The 15,854-nt window shown below is 60.9% G+C and carries 17 protein-coding genes and 2 pseudogenes; 10 read left to right on the top strand and 9 right to left on the bottom strand.

Going from position 1 to position 15,854, the window contains the following annotated elements:
- Window positions 1–22: 22 nt before the first annotated feature.
- The gene (gene cinS / locus ACF8EA_RS04840; protein ID WP_392521194.1) at window positions 23–1,375 is read right to left on the bottom strand and encodes a two-component system sensor histidine kinase CinS; all 1,353 of its coding nucleotides are present in this window, start codon (window positions 1,373–1,375) and stop codon (window positions 23–25) included.
- On the bottom strand, window positions 1,372–2,052 hold the full coding sequence (gene cinR, locus ACF8EA_RS04845; RefSeq protein ID WP_392521195.1) for a two-component system response regulator CinR: 681 nt from the start codon (window positions 2,050–2,052) through the stop codon (window positions 1,372–1,374). The genes cinS and cinR overlap by 4 nt, the downstream gene beginning before the upstream one ends.
- Before the next feature lie 202 nt (window positions 2,053–2,254).
- Here cinR and ACF8EA_RS04850 point away from each other — a divergent pair, with 202 nt between their 5' ends.
- Window positions 2,255–2,782, top strand: a complete 528-nt coding sequence (locus ACF8EA_RS04850) for a plastocyanin/azurin family copper-binding protein (protein WP_103469272.1) — start codon at window positions 2,255–2,257, stop codon at window positions 2,780–2,782.
- 68 nt (window positions 2,783–2,850) lie between these two features.
- Window positions 2,851–3,681: an NADPH-dependent 7-cyano-7-deazaguanine reductase QueF gene (queF, locus tag ACF8EA_RS04855; protein WP_392521196.1), complete on the top strand. Its 831-nt coding sequence runs from the start codon at window positions 2,851–2,853 to the stop codon at window positions 3,679–3,681.
- A gap of 32 nt (window positions 3,682–3,713) precedes the next feature.
- Here the strand turns inward: queF and ACF8EA_RS04860 are convergent, their stop codons facing one another.
- Both ACF8EA_RS04860 and ACF8EA_RS04865 read right to left on the bottom strand, forming a co-directional pair.
- A complete protein-coding gene (locus ACF8EA_RS04860; RefSeq protein WP_392521197.1) occupies window positions 3,714–3,977 on the bottom strand; it encodes a DUF4404 family protein in 264 nt (87 codons plus the stop codon).
- Between the two features lie 122 nt (window positions 3,978–4,099).
- Window positions 4,100–4,663 (bottom strand): hypothetical protein, encoded by a 564-nt coding sequence (locus tag ACF8EA_RS04865; protein WP_053870451.1) that lies wholly within the window; start codon window positions 4,661–4,663, stop codon window positions 4,100–4,102.
- Between the two features lie 201 nt (window positions 4,664–4,864).
- On the opposite strand from ACF8EA_RS04865, the gene ACF8EA_RS04870 reads away from it, so the two are divergent.
- Window positions 4,865–5,572 carry a VacJ family lipoprotein gene (locus ACF8EA_RS04870; protein ID WP_021785408.1) on the top strand — a complete coding sequence of 236 codons (708 nt, stop codon included), beginning with the start codon at window positions 4,865–4,867 and terminating at the stop codon, window positions 5,570–5,572.
- A 34-nt stretch (window positions 5,573–5,606) separates the two neighbouring features.
- On the opposite strand, the gene ACF8EA_RS04875 is transcribed toward ACF8EA_RS04870, so the two are convergent.
- Window positions 5,607–5,906, bottom strand: coding sequence for a PilZ domain-containing protein (locus ACF8EA_RS04875; RefSeq protein ID WP_392521198.1), 300 nt, complete (start codon window positions 5,904–5,906; stop codon window positions 5,607–5,609).
- 271 nt (window positions 5,907–6,177) lie between these two features.
- Between ACF8EA_RS04875 and rssB the strand changes: the two genes are divergently transcribed.
- Window positions 6,178–7,362, top strand: a complete 1,185-nt coding sequence (gene rssB, locus ACF8EA_RS04880; protein ID WP_021785406.1) for a two-component system response regulator RssB — start codon at window positions 6,178–6,180, stop codon at window positions 7,360–7,362.
- The gene (rssC, locus tag ACF8EA_RS04885; RefSeq protein WP_021785405.1) at window positions 7,359–7,841 is read left to right on the top strand and encodes an anti-sigma factor antagonist RssC; all 483 of its coding nucleotides are present in this window, start codon (window positions 7,359–7,361) and stop codon (window positions 7,839–7,841) included. The genes rssB and rssC overlap by 4 nt, the downstream gene beginning before the upstream one ends.
- Before the next feature lie 148 nt (window positions 7,842–7,989).
- Here the strand turns inward: rssC and ACF8EA_RS04890 are convergent, their stop codons facing one another.
- From ACF8EA_RS04890 to dusA, 3 genes are all read right to left on the bottom strand, one after another.
- Window positions 7,990–9,840, bottom strand: coding sequence for an alkaline phosphatase D family protein (locus tag ACF8EA_RS04890; protein WP_392521199.1), 1,851 nt, complete (start codon window positions 9,838–9,840; stop codon window positions 7,990–7,992).
- A 179-nt stretch (window positions 9,841–10,019) separates the two neighbouring features.
- Window positions 10,020–10,946 (bottom strand): transaldolase, encoded by a 927-nt coding sequence (tal, locus tag ACF8EA_RS04895; RefSeq protein WP_021785403.1) that lies wholly within the window; start codon window positions 10,944–10,946, stop codon window positions 10,020–10,022.
- A gap of 156 nt (window positions 10,947–11,102) precedes the next feature.
- Complete coding sequence (gene dusA / locus ACF8EA_RS04900; protein WP_392521200.1) at window positions 11,103–12,113, bottom strand: tRNA dihydrouridine(20/20a) synthase DusA; 1,011 nt, start codon at window positions 12,111–12,113, stop codon at window positions 11,103–11,105.
- Between the two features lie 94 nt (window positions 12,114–12,207).
- Here dusA and ACF8EA_RS04905 point away from each other — a divergent pair.
- Window positions 12,208–12,485 (top strand): annotated as a pseudogene (locus ACF8EA_RS04905) (site-specific integrase); the annotation flags it as partial.
- A gap of 248 nt (window positions 12,486–12,733) precedes the next feature.
- On the opposite strand, the gene ACF8EA_RS04910 reads toward ACF8EA_RS04905, so the two are convergent.
- Window positions 12,734–13,645: a LysR substrate-binding domain-containing protein gene (locus ACF8EA_RS04910; RefSeq protein WP_392521201.1), complete on the bottom strand. Its 912-nt coding sequence runs from the start codon at window positions 13,643–13,645 to the stop codon at window positions 12,734–12,736.
- Between the two features lie 135 nt (window positions 13,646–13,780).
- On the opposite strand from ACF8EA_RS04910, the gene ACF8EA_RS04915 reads away from it, so the two are divergent.
- From ACF8EA_RS04915 to ACF8EA_RS04930, 4 genes and pseudogenes are all read left to right on the top strand, one after another.
- The gene (locus ACF8EA_RS04915) at window positions 13,781–14,080 is read left to right on the top strand and encodes a hypothetical protein (protein ID WP_392521202.1); all 300 of its coding nucleotides are present in this window, start codon (window positions 13,781–13,783) and stop codon (window positions 14,078–14,080) included.
- Between the two features lie 28 nt (window positions 14,081–14,108).
- On the top strand, window positions 14,109–14,717 hold the full coding sequence (locus ACF8EA_RS04920; RefSeq protein WP_021785393.1) for a glutathione S-transferase: 609 nt from the start codon (window positions 14,109–14,111) through the stop codon (window positions 14,715–14,717).
- A 76-nt stretch (window positions 14,718–14,793) separates the two neighbouring features.
- Window positions 14,794–15,423 carry a glutathione S-transferase family protein gene (locus ACF8EA_RS04925; RefSeq protein WP_392521203.1) on the top strand — a complete coding sequence of 210 codons (630 nt, stop codon included), beginning with the start codon at window positions 14,794–14,796 and terminating at the stop codon, window positions 15,421–15,423.
- Between the two features lie 85 nt (window positions 15,424–15,508).
- Window positions 15,509–15,634 (top strand): annotated as a pseudogene (locus ACF8EA_RS04930) (site-specific integrase); the annotation flags it as partial.
- Between the last annotated feature and the right edge of the window lie 220 nt (window positions 15,635–15,854).

The raw sequence follows: 15,854 nt of genomic DNA on the forward strand, positions 1-15,854 counted from the left end.
GGGGGAGTAAAGCGCCCCAGGGTTACCGAGCTTGAGTGAAGTCGATCACGAATCGGGTCCACCCACCCTCGCACTCCGCCCGTATGCACCCGCCATGGGCCTGCACGATCGACCGGGTAATCGCCAGGCCCAGCCCCGCATGCTCGCTGCAGCCTTCCCGCCGAGCCGGGTCCACCCGGTAAAACCGGTCGAACAGCCGTGGTAGCGCCGTCGGGTCGATAGCCAGCCCGGTATTGGCCACGTTGATCGTCGGCCCCGGCCCCAGGGTCACCTTTATCTGTCCTCCTGCCGGGGTGAAGCGCATGGCGTTGTCCAGCAGGTTGGACAGCGCCCGGCGCAGCATGTGCTGGTCACCCAGCAGCACGGCTTCACCCTCGCGCAGCATCTGCACGTCGCTGTCTTCGGCCAGTGGCGCGTAGTATTCCAGCAGCGCATCCACCTCGTCATGCAGCGCCAAAGGCGCGTGCCCCGGTACCAGCAGGCCGTGGTCGGCCTTGGCCAGAAACAGCATGTCGTTGATCATCTGCGCCATCCATTGCAGCTCTTCCAGATTGCCATGCAGCGCCTCGCGGTATTCTTCGAGGCTGCGTGGGCGGGTGAGGGTGACCTGGGTGTGGGTCAGCAGGTTGGACAGCGGCGTACGTAACTCGTGGGCGATATCGGCCGAAAACGCTGACAGGCGCTGGAAGGCATCGTCCAGGCGCTGCAGCATCGCGTTCATGCTGCTGGCCAGCTCGGCCAGTTCTTCGGGCATCTGCGCCACCGGCAGACGGGTGGTGAGGGAGCGCGCTGACACGCTGGCGGCCACCTGACCCATCTGCCGCAATGGGCGCAGGCCGCTGCGGGCGGCCCAGGCACCCAGTAGTGCGGTGGTTAGCGCCGACAGGCCGACCGTCAGCCAGATCAGCCGTTGCATGCCTTGGAGGAAGTGCTGATGGTGGGTGATGTCGAGGTACAGGGTCAGTTGCGGCGACTGCATGGTGCCCGGCGTCAGGGGTACGGACAGGCTGCGGTAGTCGATGCCTTGTGTATGCAGGGTGGTCAGCCCGGTGTTCAGTGCTGCTTGCGGCAGCCCGCTGCGGCTTTCGAACCAGGTGGCGCCATTGCTGGCGCTGATACGCAGGGCCAGGTCGGCCTGGTGGCTCAGTTCATCGTGCAGGGCAGGCAGGCGAGCCAGAAGCTCATCAGCCGTGCTGACGCCAGCCAGTTGCGTACGGAACAATGACAGGCGCGAGTCCAGCAGTTGTTGGTCGAGCTCGATGAAGTGCTGCGCGCTGGCCCGGCTGAATAACAGGCCGGCGCCCAGCGAGACGGTGGCGGTGCAGGCGGCGAACAGCAGGGCCAGGCGGCTGCCGAGGGAAATCCGTCGCATCACTCGGTGCGCTCTTCAAGTACGTAACCCATGCCGCGTACGGTGTGGATCAGCTTGTTGGGGTGCGGGTCGTCGATCTTCAGGCGCAGGCGGCGGATGGCCACTTCGATCACGTTGGTGTCGCTGTCGAAGTTCATGTCCCATACCTGCGATGCGATCAGCGACTTTGGCAGCACCTCGCCCTGGCGGCGCAGCAACAGTTCAAGGAGTGAAAACTCCTTGGCGGTCAGGTCGATGCGTAGCCCGGCACGCTCGGCGCGGCGGCGGATCAGGTCCAGGCGCAGGTCGGCCAGGCTTAAGGTAGTGTCCTGGCTCGGGCTGGTGCCACGGCGCAGCAGGCTGCGTACCCGGGCCAGCAGTTCGGAAAAGGCGAACGGCTTGATCAGATAATCGTCGGCGCCCAGTTCCAGACCATGCACGCGATCCTCGACAGCGTCGCGGGCGGTCAGGAACAGCACCGGCGTATCCAGGCCAGCCTGGCGCACGGCCTGAAGGATCTGCCAGCCGTCGCGGCCGGGCAGCATCACGTCGAGGATCAGCAGGTCGTGGTCGCCGGTCAGGGCGAGGAACTGGCCGGTTTCGCCATCGGTAGCCAACTCGGTGGCAAAGCCGGCCTCGCTCAGGCCTTGGCTCAGGTACTGGCCGGTGCGGGCCTGGTCTTCGACGATCAGCAGTTTCATGCACTGTCCATAATCTGAAAGTTAGCGTAGCCAATGGGTGTTGTTTTACCCTGCTAGCACAGGGGCAATGTGATGGCTGAAATGATACGTGACGATGTGCCCGCTCGCCCAAGCTGACAAAGTTGTAATGTGCCTGTCAGGTAGCTGCCAGTCGCCCCCGGCTAATGTGGCTTCATCCCGATTGTGTAACCCCGGAGTCATCATGAAACACCTGTTCATTGCCGCCACCCTTGCTTTGGGCAGCTTGCCGGCTTTTGCTGGCCAGGCGCAGACCTTCGCCTTCGGCGAGCCTGCCCCGGCGGCCAAGGCCACCCGTACGGTCAACGTGGTGCTCAAGGACATCGCCTTCGAGCCCAAAAGCCTGCAGGTAAAAGCCGGCGAGACGGTGCGCTTCGTGCTGGTCAACGAGGGCAAGCTGCCTCACGAATTCAATCTGGGCGACAAGGCCATGCATGCCGAACACCAGAAGGAAATGGTCGCCATGCAAGGCAAGATGTTCACCGAGGCCATGAACCACGACGGCATGGATCACGGCAAGATGATGAACCACGGCCAAATGATGGGCCACGGTGACGGCCATGGTCACGGGGGTGGCAACACTGTGATGGTCATGCCCGGCCAGCGCGCCGAGCTGACCTGGACCTTCCGCCAATCGGCGCCCATCGAGTTTGCCTGTAACGTGCCGGGGCATTACCAGGCGGGTATGGTCGGGACATTGACCATTGAGTGACTGGCCCTGCAAGGCGGGGTGCAAAACCGTTAGACTAGAGGTAAATCCGAACCTCTAGGTCAGTTTCCATGCATCCCGCTGCCGAACATTCCCCGCTGGGCAAGTCCAGCGAATACATCGCCACCTACTCCCCGGAACAGCTGTTCCCGATCCCGCGTACTGCCAAGTGGGCCGAGCTGGGCGTTACTGCACAGACCTTGCCTTGGCAGGGGGTGGATTACTGGAACTGCTTCGAGCTGAGCTGGCTGCTGCCTTCGGGCAAGCCGGTGGTGGCGATCGGCGAGTTCGCCATCCCGGCTGATTCGCCAAACATCATTGAGTCCAAGTCATTCAAGCTGTACCTCAACTCGCTGAACCAGACGGTGTTCGCCTCGCTGGGCGAGTTGCAGGCATGCCTGCAAAAAGACCTGTCCGCCGCTGCCGGCAAGCCGGTGGGGGTGAAGGTTCGCACGTTGGCCGAGGTTGAAGCCCAGGGTGTGGTGGCTTTACCGGGGCAGTGCATCGATGCACTGGACGTGGTCATCAGCAACTACGAGCAGCCGCAGCCAGAGCTGTTGCGCTGCAACCCGGAGCGGGTGGTGGAAGAAACCCTGCACAGCCATCTGCTGAAGTCCAACTGCCCGGTCACCGGCCAGCCGGATTGGGGCAGCGTGGTGGTCGAGTACAAGGGCAGGGCGCTGGACCACGCCAGCCTGCTGACCTATCTGATCAGCTTCCGCCAGCATGCCGACTTCCATGAGCAGTGTGTGGAACGGATTTACCTGGACTTGAAGAATCTGCTGCAGCCGGAGCACCTGACGGTCTATGCGCGCTATGTGCGCCGCGGTGGGCTGGACATCAACCCGTACCGCAGCACCGGGGCGATCAGCCCGGATAACAAGCGCCTGGTTCGGCAGTAATACAGGGGGCCGCTTTGCGGCCCCCCGCTATTTCAGATCCCCATGCTGTGCAGCGAGTTGGCTATGCTGCGCAGGGTGGCTGTGAGGTCGGGGTGGTCGGCCTCGAAGCGTTCGATCGCAAGGTTCACGCCGTCCACCAGGTTGTTGTCTGGCGTGGCTTCCTCAAGTTTCAGTTGCGCCTCGATCTGGCGCGCCTCATCGTGCAGGGCGGCCAGCTCTTCTTCCGAAAGCGGTGCGTTGCGGTCCAGTTGCTCGCGCAAGCTGTTCAGGCGCTCTTGCAATTCGCGGGCAGGCATTGGCTATTCTCCATCAATGGCTTGGCAAGCCATGGACCTCGGCGACGTGGCAAAGGTTCTGGCCTGTCTTCAGGGTAATCTACCTGCTGCCGATTTGCATGATCCGCGTCAAGGGTGCTGTATCAGGGTTTTTCACCCTTGCGTCGGCGCTGGGCGATGTCCTGCAGGCAGGTGTCCAGCGCTTCCAGATGGTCGATCACCGAGTGCACGCCAAGGCTGAACAGCGCCAGCGTCGCCTTGCTGCGCGCCAGATCCTGCTCTTGCGGGCTCATGGCTTGCCATTGTGCAGAAGTGCGGTCGCATAACGGGCTGCAGGCGGCCAGGCCTACCGTCCACAAGCCGGCGTTAAGGCCAGACTGCAGCAGGCGTGGGTCGCCGCTGACCAATACGCAGCCATCCAGGCGCTCGCTATCCAGAGCCATCAGTGCCTGCCAGCAAGCGTTTGGCGCTGGCCAGTGCACACCATTGACTGAATGCCCTGGCAGCCAGTCGGGTAGTACATGGGCCAGGTGTTCGCTTTGCGTGGTATTGAGGTCATCCAGCCAGATGCACGGCACTTGGCGCTGACGCAGGCTGGCAAGAGTGGCCAGGGCGCCGGGGGCGGGTGAGGGAGCGCCATTGGCGGCCTGCACCAGGCAGCCGCGCAAGCCGAACAGTACAGCAGTGAAGGCGGGCGCAGTGTCCATGGCAACTTCCCCCAAATGGTTCGAAGGCTATGCGTTGATTGTTACCGTCCTGTGACAACGGCCTCTGTGCAACAGTTGTTCACAAAATATTGAGCAAAAATGTGTAAAGCTGTTTATCAGCCCGCAAGTCTCTATACTGCCGCCTTGATAGCAGCGCGACCTGTTGCGCTTGCGGCCGAGAAATTCGATGGAGAAACACCTATGCGTAGGATCGGTGCCAGTGTGATCGAACGAGTCACCCAGGCCTGTGTCTGCGCCAGCATGCTGCTGGCGCCCGTGGCTGCCACTCAGGCCGCCACCGAGGAAGATCCCTGGGAAGCGGTCAACCGCCCGATCTTCCGCTTCAACGATACCCTCGACACCTATGCCCTCAAACCATTGGCCAAGGGCTACCAGGCGGTCACTCCACAGTTCCTCGAAGATGGCATCCACAACATCTTTCGCAACCTGGGTGACGTGACCAACCTGGCCAACGACTTGCTGCAGCTCAAGCCGCATGCGGCAGGCGTGGATACGGCGCGGTTGATCGTCAACACCACCTTCGGCCTGGGTGGCTTCTTCGATGTGGGTACCAAGATGGGCCTGCAGCGCAATGACGAAGACTTTGGCCAGACCTTGGGCTACTGGGGTGTGCCGAGCGGGCCGTATGTGGTCATCCCGCTGCTGGGCCCAAGCACCGTGCGTGACGGCGTGGCCAAGTATCCGGACACCTACACCAAACCCTATCGCTACATCGACCACGTGCCTACGCGCAACTCGATCTTCGCGCTGGACGTGATCGACACCCGCGCCAGCCTGCTCTCGGCCGAAAAGCTGATTCAGGGTGACAAGTACATCTTCATTCGTAACGCCTACCTGCAGAACCGCGAGTTCAAGGTGAAGGATGGCGAGGTCGAAGACGACTTCTGATCTGTGAACCTGGGGCCGCAATGCGGCCCCTTGTTCAATGCATGGCCAGAATCCGCAGCCCGAACTTCTGCTGCCCGCCCGGCTGGTCGGCAATCCACACCACTTCGGTGCTGGCATGCAATCCCTTCAGTGCCGGATGGTCGGAGTCGATCCGCACCTCTATGCGATCACCCACCAAAAAATGCTGCGGCGCCTGTACCTGCATGCCGCCGCTGGACAGGTCCAGGCACACCGCCGCAATCACCTGGCCTTCGTGCAAAAGGCTGACCTCGGTGTCGATGCGCATACGAATGAAGTCGCGTTTCTCGCTGTGGCTGGAGGGCGTGTGAGGCATGCTGCATCCTTCCCGTCGGGTTGCGCTGGTCGACTTTCTTATAACTCCCGGTGATTTGCCCTGTAAAGAGCAGCGAGGTCGACCCCTGCATGCTTGAAACCCCTGCCGGATGGGAGTACCGTCTGCGCCTTACAAGGTACCTCTGAACAGTTGCCGGGCAGGTGTTCTTGTCCTACAACTCAAGTAGAGTGTGACCATAAAGAATTCCCGTAGCTGGCCGTCTGCCTTGCCGACACCGCTGCACCAACCTAAATCGGCGCCGTTCGCCCACATGCAGAAAACCAGTGCAACGCTGCTGATCATCGATGACGACGACGTGGTCCGTGCTAGCCTCGCCGCCTACCTTGAAGACAGTGGTTTCAGCGTCCTCCAGGCCGGTAATGGCCAGCAGGGGCTTCAGGTCTTCGAAGAACACCAGCCCGACCTCGTGATCTGCGATCTGCGCATGCCGCAGATGGGCGGCCTCGAACTGATCCGTCAGGTCAGCGAGCGTGCGCCGCAGTTGCCGGTGATCGTGGTGTCCGGTGCCGGCGTCATGAGTGATGCGGTGGAAGCGTTGCGCCTGGGCGCCGCCGATTACCTCATCAAGCCGCTGGAAGACCTGGCCGTACTCGAGCATTCGGTGCGCCGCGCCCTCGACCGCTCGCGCCTTGTGCTGGAAAACCAGCGCTACCGCGACAAGCTCGAAGCCGCCAACCGCGAACTGGAGGCCAGCCTGCACCTGCTGCAGGAGGACCAGACCGCCGGTCGCCAGGTGCAGATGAACATGTTGCCGGAAAGCCCCTGGGTGGCCGGCGAGTTTGCTTTCGAGCATCAGATCATCCCGTCGCTGTATCTGTCGGGTGACTTTGCCGATTACTTCCGCGTGGACGAACGGCGTATCGCCTTCTACCTCGCCGATGTTTCCGGGCACGGTGCATCATCAGCGTTCGTCACCGTCCTGCTGAAGTTCATGACCACGCGGCTGTTGTTCGAATTCAAACGTGGCGGCAAGATGCGCGAGTTCAAACCTTCGCAGGTGCTTAGCCATATCAACCGTGGGTTGATCAACTGCAAGCTGGGCAAGCATGTGACGATGGTGGGCGGGGTCATCGACGAAGACACCGGCCTGCTGACCTACGCCGTTGGCGGCCATCTACCGCTGCCGGTGCTGTACACCCCCGAGCACACACGCTACCTGGAAGGCCGTGGCCTGCCGGTAGGGCTGTTCGATGAGGCCACCTACCAGGACCTGGTGGTGGAACTGCCCCCGCAGTTCAGCCTCAGCCTGATGTCCGATGGCATTCTGGACCTTTTGCCGGGTGATACGCTCAAAGATAAAGAAGCCGCCTTGCCGGAGATCGTCAAGGCAGCAGGTGGCAGTCTGGATGGGCTGCGTCAACGATTTGGATTGGCTACGCTTGGGGAGATGCCGGATGATATCGCCCTATTGGTGTTGAGCAGGAACCTTCAATGAGTACCGGTAGAATTCAGTTCGCCGAGCAGAGCGGTACCTTCGTACTGAAATTCGTTGGTGAAGTGCGCCTGACCCTGTGTTCGGCGCTGGATGCGACGATCGAGAAGATTTTCACTGCGCTGAACTTCTCGGCGATTGTCATCGACCTGACTGAAACCGAGAGTATCGACAGCACCACGCTGGGCCTTCTGGCAAAGCTGTCGATCCTGTCGCGGCAGAAGGTGGGTCTGCTGCCGACTGTGGTGACTACCAATCCAGACATTTCACGGTTATTGCAGTCGATGGGCTTCGATCAGGTGTTCAACATCGTCGATCGGCCGATTCCCTGCCCCGAATGCCTGACCGACCTGCCGTCGCAGGACCAGAGTGAAGAGGTGGTGCGCTCCAAGGTGCTGGAGGCGCACAAGATCCTCATGGGCCTGAATGACTCCAACCGCGAAGCCTTCCATGACCTGGTCAATGCGCTGGAGCGGGGCTGATCTATAGCCTGTGCCGGCCTCTTCGCGGGTAAACCCGCTCCTACGACGGCCTGCGCCCAAACACCAATGTGTGTCCACCCCCAATCAGGTGTAGGAGCGGGTTTACCCGCGAAGAGGCCGGCACAGGCTGTAAAAACTCTGAATCTCACTACTCCCGGTTTCTAAACTCTGTAGCCTCACCCCCGCCCGCATCCAGCTGATACACCCGCGCCGGCCGCCCCTGTTCATCAAAAAACACCTGTCCCAGCCCGGCACCATTCCACAGCCGTTCCCCGGCCTTGCTGTGGCTGGGCGTACGCGGCACCACCTCCATTTCTCGGCGCTTGGTAAACCAGTTGAGCGGCGAGCGCGGCGCATACAACCAGCGGTTGAGCCGGTCCAGTACATCCAGCAAACGCCGAGGGAACTCGTTCTTGATCCCGCTACTGGTCACCTGCCACAAGTGCGGGCTGCGCTGGCGGTGGCGAATCAGCACCTCATACACGAACGAGTAATGCACATCCCCCGACAGCACAACGTAGTGGCCCGGTGTGCGCGAGTGGCGGAAGATATTGAGGATGACCTGTGCTGCACCGCGGTGGGCCATCCAGTTCTCGGCATCCACCAGCAGCGGGTAGCCCAGCCAGCTGAACACCTTCTGCACCGTTTCAATCAGCTTCACCCCGAAAATCGGCGCAGGTGACACGATAACCGCCGAGGGATGATCGAGCAGTGCTTGCTGCAATTCACTCAGCGCTTCCCAGTCCAGCAGGCCGGACGGCTTGGCCAGGTTGCTTTCGCTGCGCCAGCGCCGCGTACGGGTGTCCAGGACCAGCAGCGGTGGTTCTGTAGGCAGGCTGAACTGCCAACCCTGGAAGCGCAGCAGCTCGCCAATCAGCTCATCCTGGTTCTGGCGGGTCAGCACCTGGCACTGTTTGATCAGCGGATTGCAATCGTCCGGGTTGTTGCCCCAGGCCTGGCAGAGCAGGTAGCCGAGCAAGGCGTTGCCAATGATCCTTCGCGAAAATGGATGGCCGTAGGCCGTTTCCTCCCACTGCGCCGAGAGGTTCCAGTCGTCGGTGATGTCGTGGTCGTCGAAGATCATCAGGCAGGGCAGGTGGGCCATCACCCGTGCCACCTGACCTAGATTGTCGGCAAACCCCTGAATCAGCGGCAGCTCATGCCGGTATCGGGCTTGATGCTCGTCGCTGAGCCCGCTGGGGATGCCCAGGTCCACCAGCTGCCAAGGCACCGGCGACCACACCAACAGGTACATGGCCATGACTTCGGCCAAGGTCACCAGATGGTTGTCGGCGTTGCTGGACGAGAAGATCGGCTTGCGCTTGCCGCCGAAAAAGCGCTCGCGCAGGGTGTCGTTGCGCTCCAGCGCCGGCAGCAGGTCGGCGCGGTGGTAGTAGCTGGCCGGGTGCTGGTACAGCGCCTGGCTGTCGGCTACCACCGCACCCTCCAGTTGCTCGTCGAACAGGCCCAGGCGCGAGATCAGACTATGAATGGCGCGCAACATGGGGCCAGCGACATCGTCGGCGTAAACCTGGTCGCCCGTCATCAATAGCACGGCGGGGCGGTCTTCGGGCCTCTTGCACGCCTGCAGCAGGCGGTCGGCGCACAGCAGGCCATCGGCCGCAGGGTGGTGCGGCTTGCGGCAGGAGCCGTGCAGCAAGTGGTCGAGGCGCTCACGCAGCACCAGGCTTGGGCGCTGGGCGCCCGGGTAGAGCAGGTGCGGCGCCCAGTCGGCGATACCCTGGCTGTTGATCAGCAGGTCGTAGTCGAGCAGCTGGTTGCAGGGCAGGGGGCTGGCGAATTGGATGTCCAGCAGGTGTACGTAGGCGTGCCGGCCTATCGGCACCACCTGGCAATCGACTTGGGCCTCGCTTGCCGGGCAGACGAATTCGGGCTGCAGCGGTTGGGTAGTGACCAGCCAGATGGCCAGACGCTGGGGTTCCAGGCGGCGCAGTACCGGGCCGGCGAGTACGAGGGGCAACGGGTTAGGGGAGGTCATCGACAGCTCGGGTGGCTATGGCGGCCTGTTCGCGGGCAAGCCCGCCCTCACCTCGATCGGTGTAGGAGCGGGCTTGCCCGCGAACAGGCCCGAGAATTCAATACACAACTAAGGCGTGGCAAACAAAACGGGCGGAAAATACTGAGCTCTTCCCGCCCGTCGGGCAAACCCGAACTGTATCAGGCCTTTTCAGCCATCAACTTCTCCAGCTTTTCCTGGTCCCGCGCAAACTGGCGGATACCTTCGGCCAGTTTCTCGGTGCCCATGGCGTCTTCGTTCATCGCCCAGCGGAACTGGCTTTCGTTCAGGTGCTGCTTGGCTTCACCGGCGTTGCCCGGTTTCAGCACCTGCGGCAACTCACCTTGGTCATCACTGAGCTGCTGCAGCAGCTCGGGGCTGATGGTCAGGCGGTCGCAGCCGGCCAGTTGTTCGATCTGGCCGATATTGCGGAAGCTGGCACCCATGACCACGGTGTTGTAACCATTGGCCTTGTAGTAGTTGTAGATGCGCGTGACCGACTGCACGCCTGGGTCCTCGGCGCCCACGTATTCCTGGCCGGTGCTCTTCTTGTACCAGTCGTAGATACGGCCCACGAACGGCGAAATCAAAAACACCCCGGCATCGGCGCAAGCCTGGGCCTGGGCGAAGGAGAACAGCAGGGTCAGGTTGGTCTGGATACCTTCTTTCTCCAGCTTCTCGGCGGCGCGAATGCCTTCCCAGGTGGAGGCCAGCTTGATCAGCACACGCTCTTTTGGCACTCCGGCCGCCTCGTACAGCGCAATCAGCTGACGAGCCTTGTTCAGCAGGGCTGGCTCATCGAACGACAGGCGTGCATCCACCTCGGTGGAGATACGCCCCGGGATGACCTTGAGAATGCCCGAGCCCACGGCCACCGCAAACTTGTCGCAGGCCAGGTCGACATCACCCTTGGCGTCGGCCTTCACCTGCTTGAGCAGATCGGCGTAGCCCGGGATGGCAGCAGCCTTTAACAGCAGCGACGGGTTGGTGGTGGCATCGACCGGCTTCAGGCGGGTGATGGCGTCCAGGTCCCCGGTGTCGGCGACCACGGTGGTGAACTGCTTGAGTTGTTCCAGCTTGGAGGTCATGGGCGTGCTCTGTCCTGTGCATTTACTCGACATTACCCGAGCCCCGGCAGCCGCTCAAGGGCCGCCGAAACCCTGCGGACCCGCTGGTCCGCACAGGGCTGTAGGAAAGGTGAAGATTCGAGTCGCAAGCAAGCCCGAGGTTCCCTCCTTCTGAGGTCACCGCCCCTGCAACAACTCCACGGCCTGGTCAAACACCGCCAAGGGTTCAGTCGCCTTGTGAATGTCTGCCGACAGCAACTGGCGGAAGCGCCGCGCCCCTTTGAATCCTTGGGCCAGCCCCAGAATATGCCGGGTAACGTGGTGCATCGCACCGCCGCTTTCCATATGCGCCACGATGTAAGGCCGCAGTTGCGCCAATGCCTCGCTACGGCTGACCACCGGCGCATCGCTGCCAAACAGTTGCTGGTCCACCTCGGCCAGTAGATAAGGGTTGTGATACGCCTCGCGCCCCAGCATCACGCCATCGAAGGTTTCAAGGTGTGCCTGGCATTCGTCCAGGGTCTTGATCCCGCCGTTGAGCACGATCTCCAGGTCCGGGAAGTCCCTCTTCAACTGCGCTGCGATGTCATAGCGCAGCGGCGGGATCTCGCGGTTCTCTTTCGGTGACAGCCCTTCCAGAATCGCGATGCGTGCATGCACGGTAAAACTCCGGCAGCCGGCCTCACGCACCTGGCCGACGAAGTCGCTCAGTTCGGCGTAGCTGTCACGGCCGTTGATACCAATGCGGTGCTTCACCGTCACAGGCGTCGATACGGCATCACGCATGGCCTTCACGCAGTCGGCCACCAGCGCCGGGTGAGCCATCAGGCACGCGCCGATCATGTTGTTCTGCACCCGGTCGCTCGGGCAGCCAACGTTGAGGTTGACCTCATCGTAGCCCGCCTCTTCAGCCAGGCGCGCACAAGCGGCCAGGTCGGCCGGCACACTGCCGCCCAGTTGCAGGGCCAACGGGTGCTCAGAAGCATCGTGGCGCAGGAAACGGTGGGCGTCGTTGTGCAGCAGGGCACCGGTGGTGACCATTTCGGTGTAGAGCAGGGTTTGCCGGGAGAGCAGGCGCAGGAAGAACCGGCAATGTCTGTCTGTCCAGTCCATCATCGGTGCCACGCTGAAGCGGCGTGACGGCTCAGGGCGCGTGGTTTGTGGCTTTGATGCTAATTCTAGGGGCATTCTGGTCTACGCATTTATGTACCACTTTTCGGGTTTTTTGGTGAGACAGTGGTGCGAGGTAGCACCGCCATTCACGCTTGTACCCCCGGAAATCATGGTAACAATCAGAGCAAGGAAAAAGGCCGATGGAACGGTCAGCTATACCGTCCAGATCCGCCTCAAGAAAAAGGTGTCCTAGTCTATCAAGAAGCCCAGGCGTTCGCCCGTAAGCAGGCAGCGCAGGCTTGGGCGAAGCGACGAGAGACAGAGTTGGCAGGGCATGGTGCCATCGAGCGGGCCAACCGTGGAGGGCACGCAATCAAGGACATGATTGATCGCTACCTGGTGGAAGCCGAGAAAGCCCGGCCGCTGGGTAAGACGAAGCGGCAGACCCGCCTGATTTGTACGACGCGATTCCCAGCCATGCGCCAAGACGTTCGCGCGCAAAATCCTTAGGAACAATTGGCCCGAAAAAAACGTAGGAGCGAGCGCCAGCTCGCGATGCGCCGCGCGGGCGGCGCTCGGTCTGATAACCACCAAAAACCTCATGACGAACACCTCAAGGCCCCCACCGAACCCAATGCCATGACCGTCCGCTCCGGGTCGGTTAGCAGCCCCTTGGCAAGGGCAACAATCGGCCATCATCGTACCGTCTTGCTGCCATGATCCAGTTCGTTCAGATATGCAGCGACCTCATGTGTCAGCCAACTTGAGAACACCTGCTGCTTTGTTTCCGAACGCTCGCGGTTGGGTAATACCAGCCAATACGGGTAGGGATAGGGAGCGATCACGGGGGAGAGTTGCACCAACTCCCCTCGTTGGATCGCGTCGTGCACAAGGCTGCGGCGCTCCAGAGCGATCCCCTGGCCCAAGCGCACGGCTTGAAGTACCAGGTTGGAGTCGTTGCTGCACAGGCCGATGCGTGGGACTTCCCTATCCAGCCCGGCCGCTTGACACCACGGTTGCCATGATTCCATGTTGAAAACAATGTTGCTGCCGATGATCTCTTCAGGGGTCTGTGGTAGCACCCCGCCGTTGAAGTGCGGAGCGGCAACCACCAGCGTCTCGTCATGAAAGAGCAGATGCTGCTCCACCCCGTCCCAGTCGCCCTTGCCCATGCGGATCCCTACGTCGACAGATTCCCGCGTCAGGTCCGATAACGCCAGATTGGCCTGCAGCCGGACGCTGATATGCGGCTGTAATTGCTGGAAACGTGGCAAGCGGGGCAACAACCAGCTGAATCCGAACGAAGGGAGAACGGCGACCACCAGTTCCGTTGACTTGGGTTGCGTCTTGATCAGTCGCGTGGCTTCGGCGATTCCGCCCAAGCATTCGCGGATCTGCAAGGCATACAGTCGTCCGTCCTCACTGACCCGCAGACCCCGTCCCTCACGGACGAACAGGGTGACGCCGATCATCTCTTCCAACACCTTGATCTGCTGGCTGATGGCCGAATGGGTGACATGCAGTTCCTTGGCGGCTGCGGTGACGCTCCCCAGCCTTGCAACCGATTCGAAGCAGCGTAGGCAGGTGATTGGAGGAATATTCGACATGTAAGTGTTTCTTACAAATAGTGGAAAAAAAAACTGATTTATAAGTGGCAAGGCTCTCATTAATGTAAGTGACGGTAAAGTCTTCGACTGGCAAGAGGACTGGAGCCATAGACGGTGCGGGGGGGAGCACGGCAAATGACAACGGGTAATCCTGACTGTGAAGACCACCAGTGGTTGCAGATTTCATTGACCAGCGCGCAATGGGTTTCGGTGCGGTTTGCTCACGACATCTACACGCGTGCGGTGAGCGGCAAGCATTGGATCAGCGCGGACGGTGTCGACTTCGCGATTGGCCCCGGCGAGCGCGTGAAATTGTCTGCCGGGCTAGCGCTGATTGATGGGGAAGGTCTTCTGCAGCTGGAGCCAGTCAGGGCACAGAAGCAGCACCCGGCGTATCCGTTCCCCTGCTGTTCAAACGCCAGACAACGGCATTAGAGATCAACATCAATCAAGGAAACTATCGATGAAACTCATTGGGATGCTGGATTCACCTTACGTTCGCCGGGTAGCTATATCCCTGGACCTTCTAGGCATCGAGTTCGAACATGCCCCACTGTCGGTGTTCAGCACATTCGAAGAGTTTTCGAGGATCAATCCGGTGGTCAAAGCGCCGACTCTGTTGCTCGATGACGGCTCCGTACTGATGGACTCGACGCTGATCATCGATTATTTCGAGACCCTCAGCTCACCCGGGAGCAAGCTATTGCCAAGTCAACCGCAGGCGCTGGCCAGAGCTTTGAGTACATTGGGGCTGGCGCTGGCGGCATGCGAGAAGACCGTCCAGATCGTCTATGAACACAATCTTCGACCGGCGGAAAAGCTTCATCAGCCCTGGGTCGAACGCGTCACCCGGCAGTTGCTGGCGGCGTGCGCGGAGTTGGACAAACAATTGGCGGCACAAGCGTCGCACGGGGTGCGCCCAGACCAGGTTGAGGTCACTTGTGCGGTAGCCTGGTCGTTCATGCAGTTGATGCTGCCCGACGTAGTCAAGGCCAGCGATTTCCCGGCCATCAATGCCCATGCAGCCCGCCTGGAACAGACCGATCTGTTCAAGCGTTATCCGATTGCCTGAGCCCTGGCGGAACGGGCCGGGCTCAACCGCGCCGATTGCCCCTCCCGCCACTGATTGGTTTTTGCGAGCCGTATCCATGTACACACTTTATTTCGCGCCGACGGCCAATGGTCACAAGATCCTGATCATGCTAGAGGCGCTTGGCGTGCCTTACCGGATCCGTCGGATAAACCTGGCGCAGGGTGAACAACACCAGCCGGACTTCGCCCGCCTGACAATCCACCGAAAGATCCCGTTGTTGGTCGATCACGATCAGGCGCTGATCCTGCCCGAGTCCGGAGCTATCCTTCAATATCTGGCGGAAAAGCACTTGCGATTCCTACCGTGCGTAGGGCCTGAGCGCTATGCGGTGCTCCACTGGCTGGCCTGGCAAATCAGCAGCCTGGGGCCAATGGCCGGGCAGAACTATCACTTCATTCATCAACAGGCCGAAGGCAACGAGTACGCAAGATCGCGCTATCAGGAACAAACCGTCCATTTGTTCAACACAGTGGAAAAGGCTTTGGCCGGACGCGATTTCATTGCTCGGATGTACTCGATTGCCGACATGGCCATCTATCCCTGGCTGCGCATCCACGCTCAATTGCAGGTGGATATCCAGACATTGCCCAATGTGGCCGGTTATCTGAAGCGAATGGCGGCCCGTGAAGAAGTGCTGACCGCCTATGCCAAGGGGGCAAGGTCAACATCGACGCTCCCGGGATGATGCACCGAGAGTCTCCCTGAAATAGCCCAGACCGGACAAATAGCCGGAATGGCCTCCGCCAATCATGCTCATACCACCGGGAATCATGGCAACGATCAGAGCAAGGAAAAAGGCCGATTGGACGTTTATCTATCCCGTCCAGATCCACCTCAAGAAAAAGGATGTCCTGGTCTACCAAGAGCCCCAAACCTTCGCCCGCCAGCAGGCTGCTTGAGCCTGTGCGAAAGATGGTTCGTGTGGAGGATCTGCATTTTCGCGACCTGCGCCACGCAGGCGTGAGCTGGTTATTCGAAATGGATTGGGATATCCCTGCGGCGTTACACCCTCTGAGGCGCGTTAAGCAGACCTGGCATAGCAGCTACACTGCACGACCCGATCACCCACGACAGCCTGCTTCAATCCAGCGCAGGCTCATGAAAAGGAAGTCAAGC

The organism is Pseudomonas sp. YQ_5 (assembly GCF_043103305.1).
In the GTDB taxonomy this organism is placed as follows: Bacteria; Pseudomonadota; Gammaproteobacteria; order Pseudomonadales; family Pseudomonadaceae; genus Aquipseudomonas; species Aquipseudomonas putida_Y.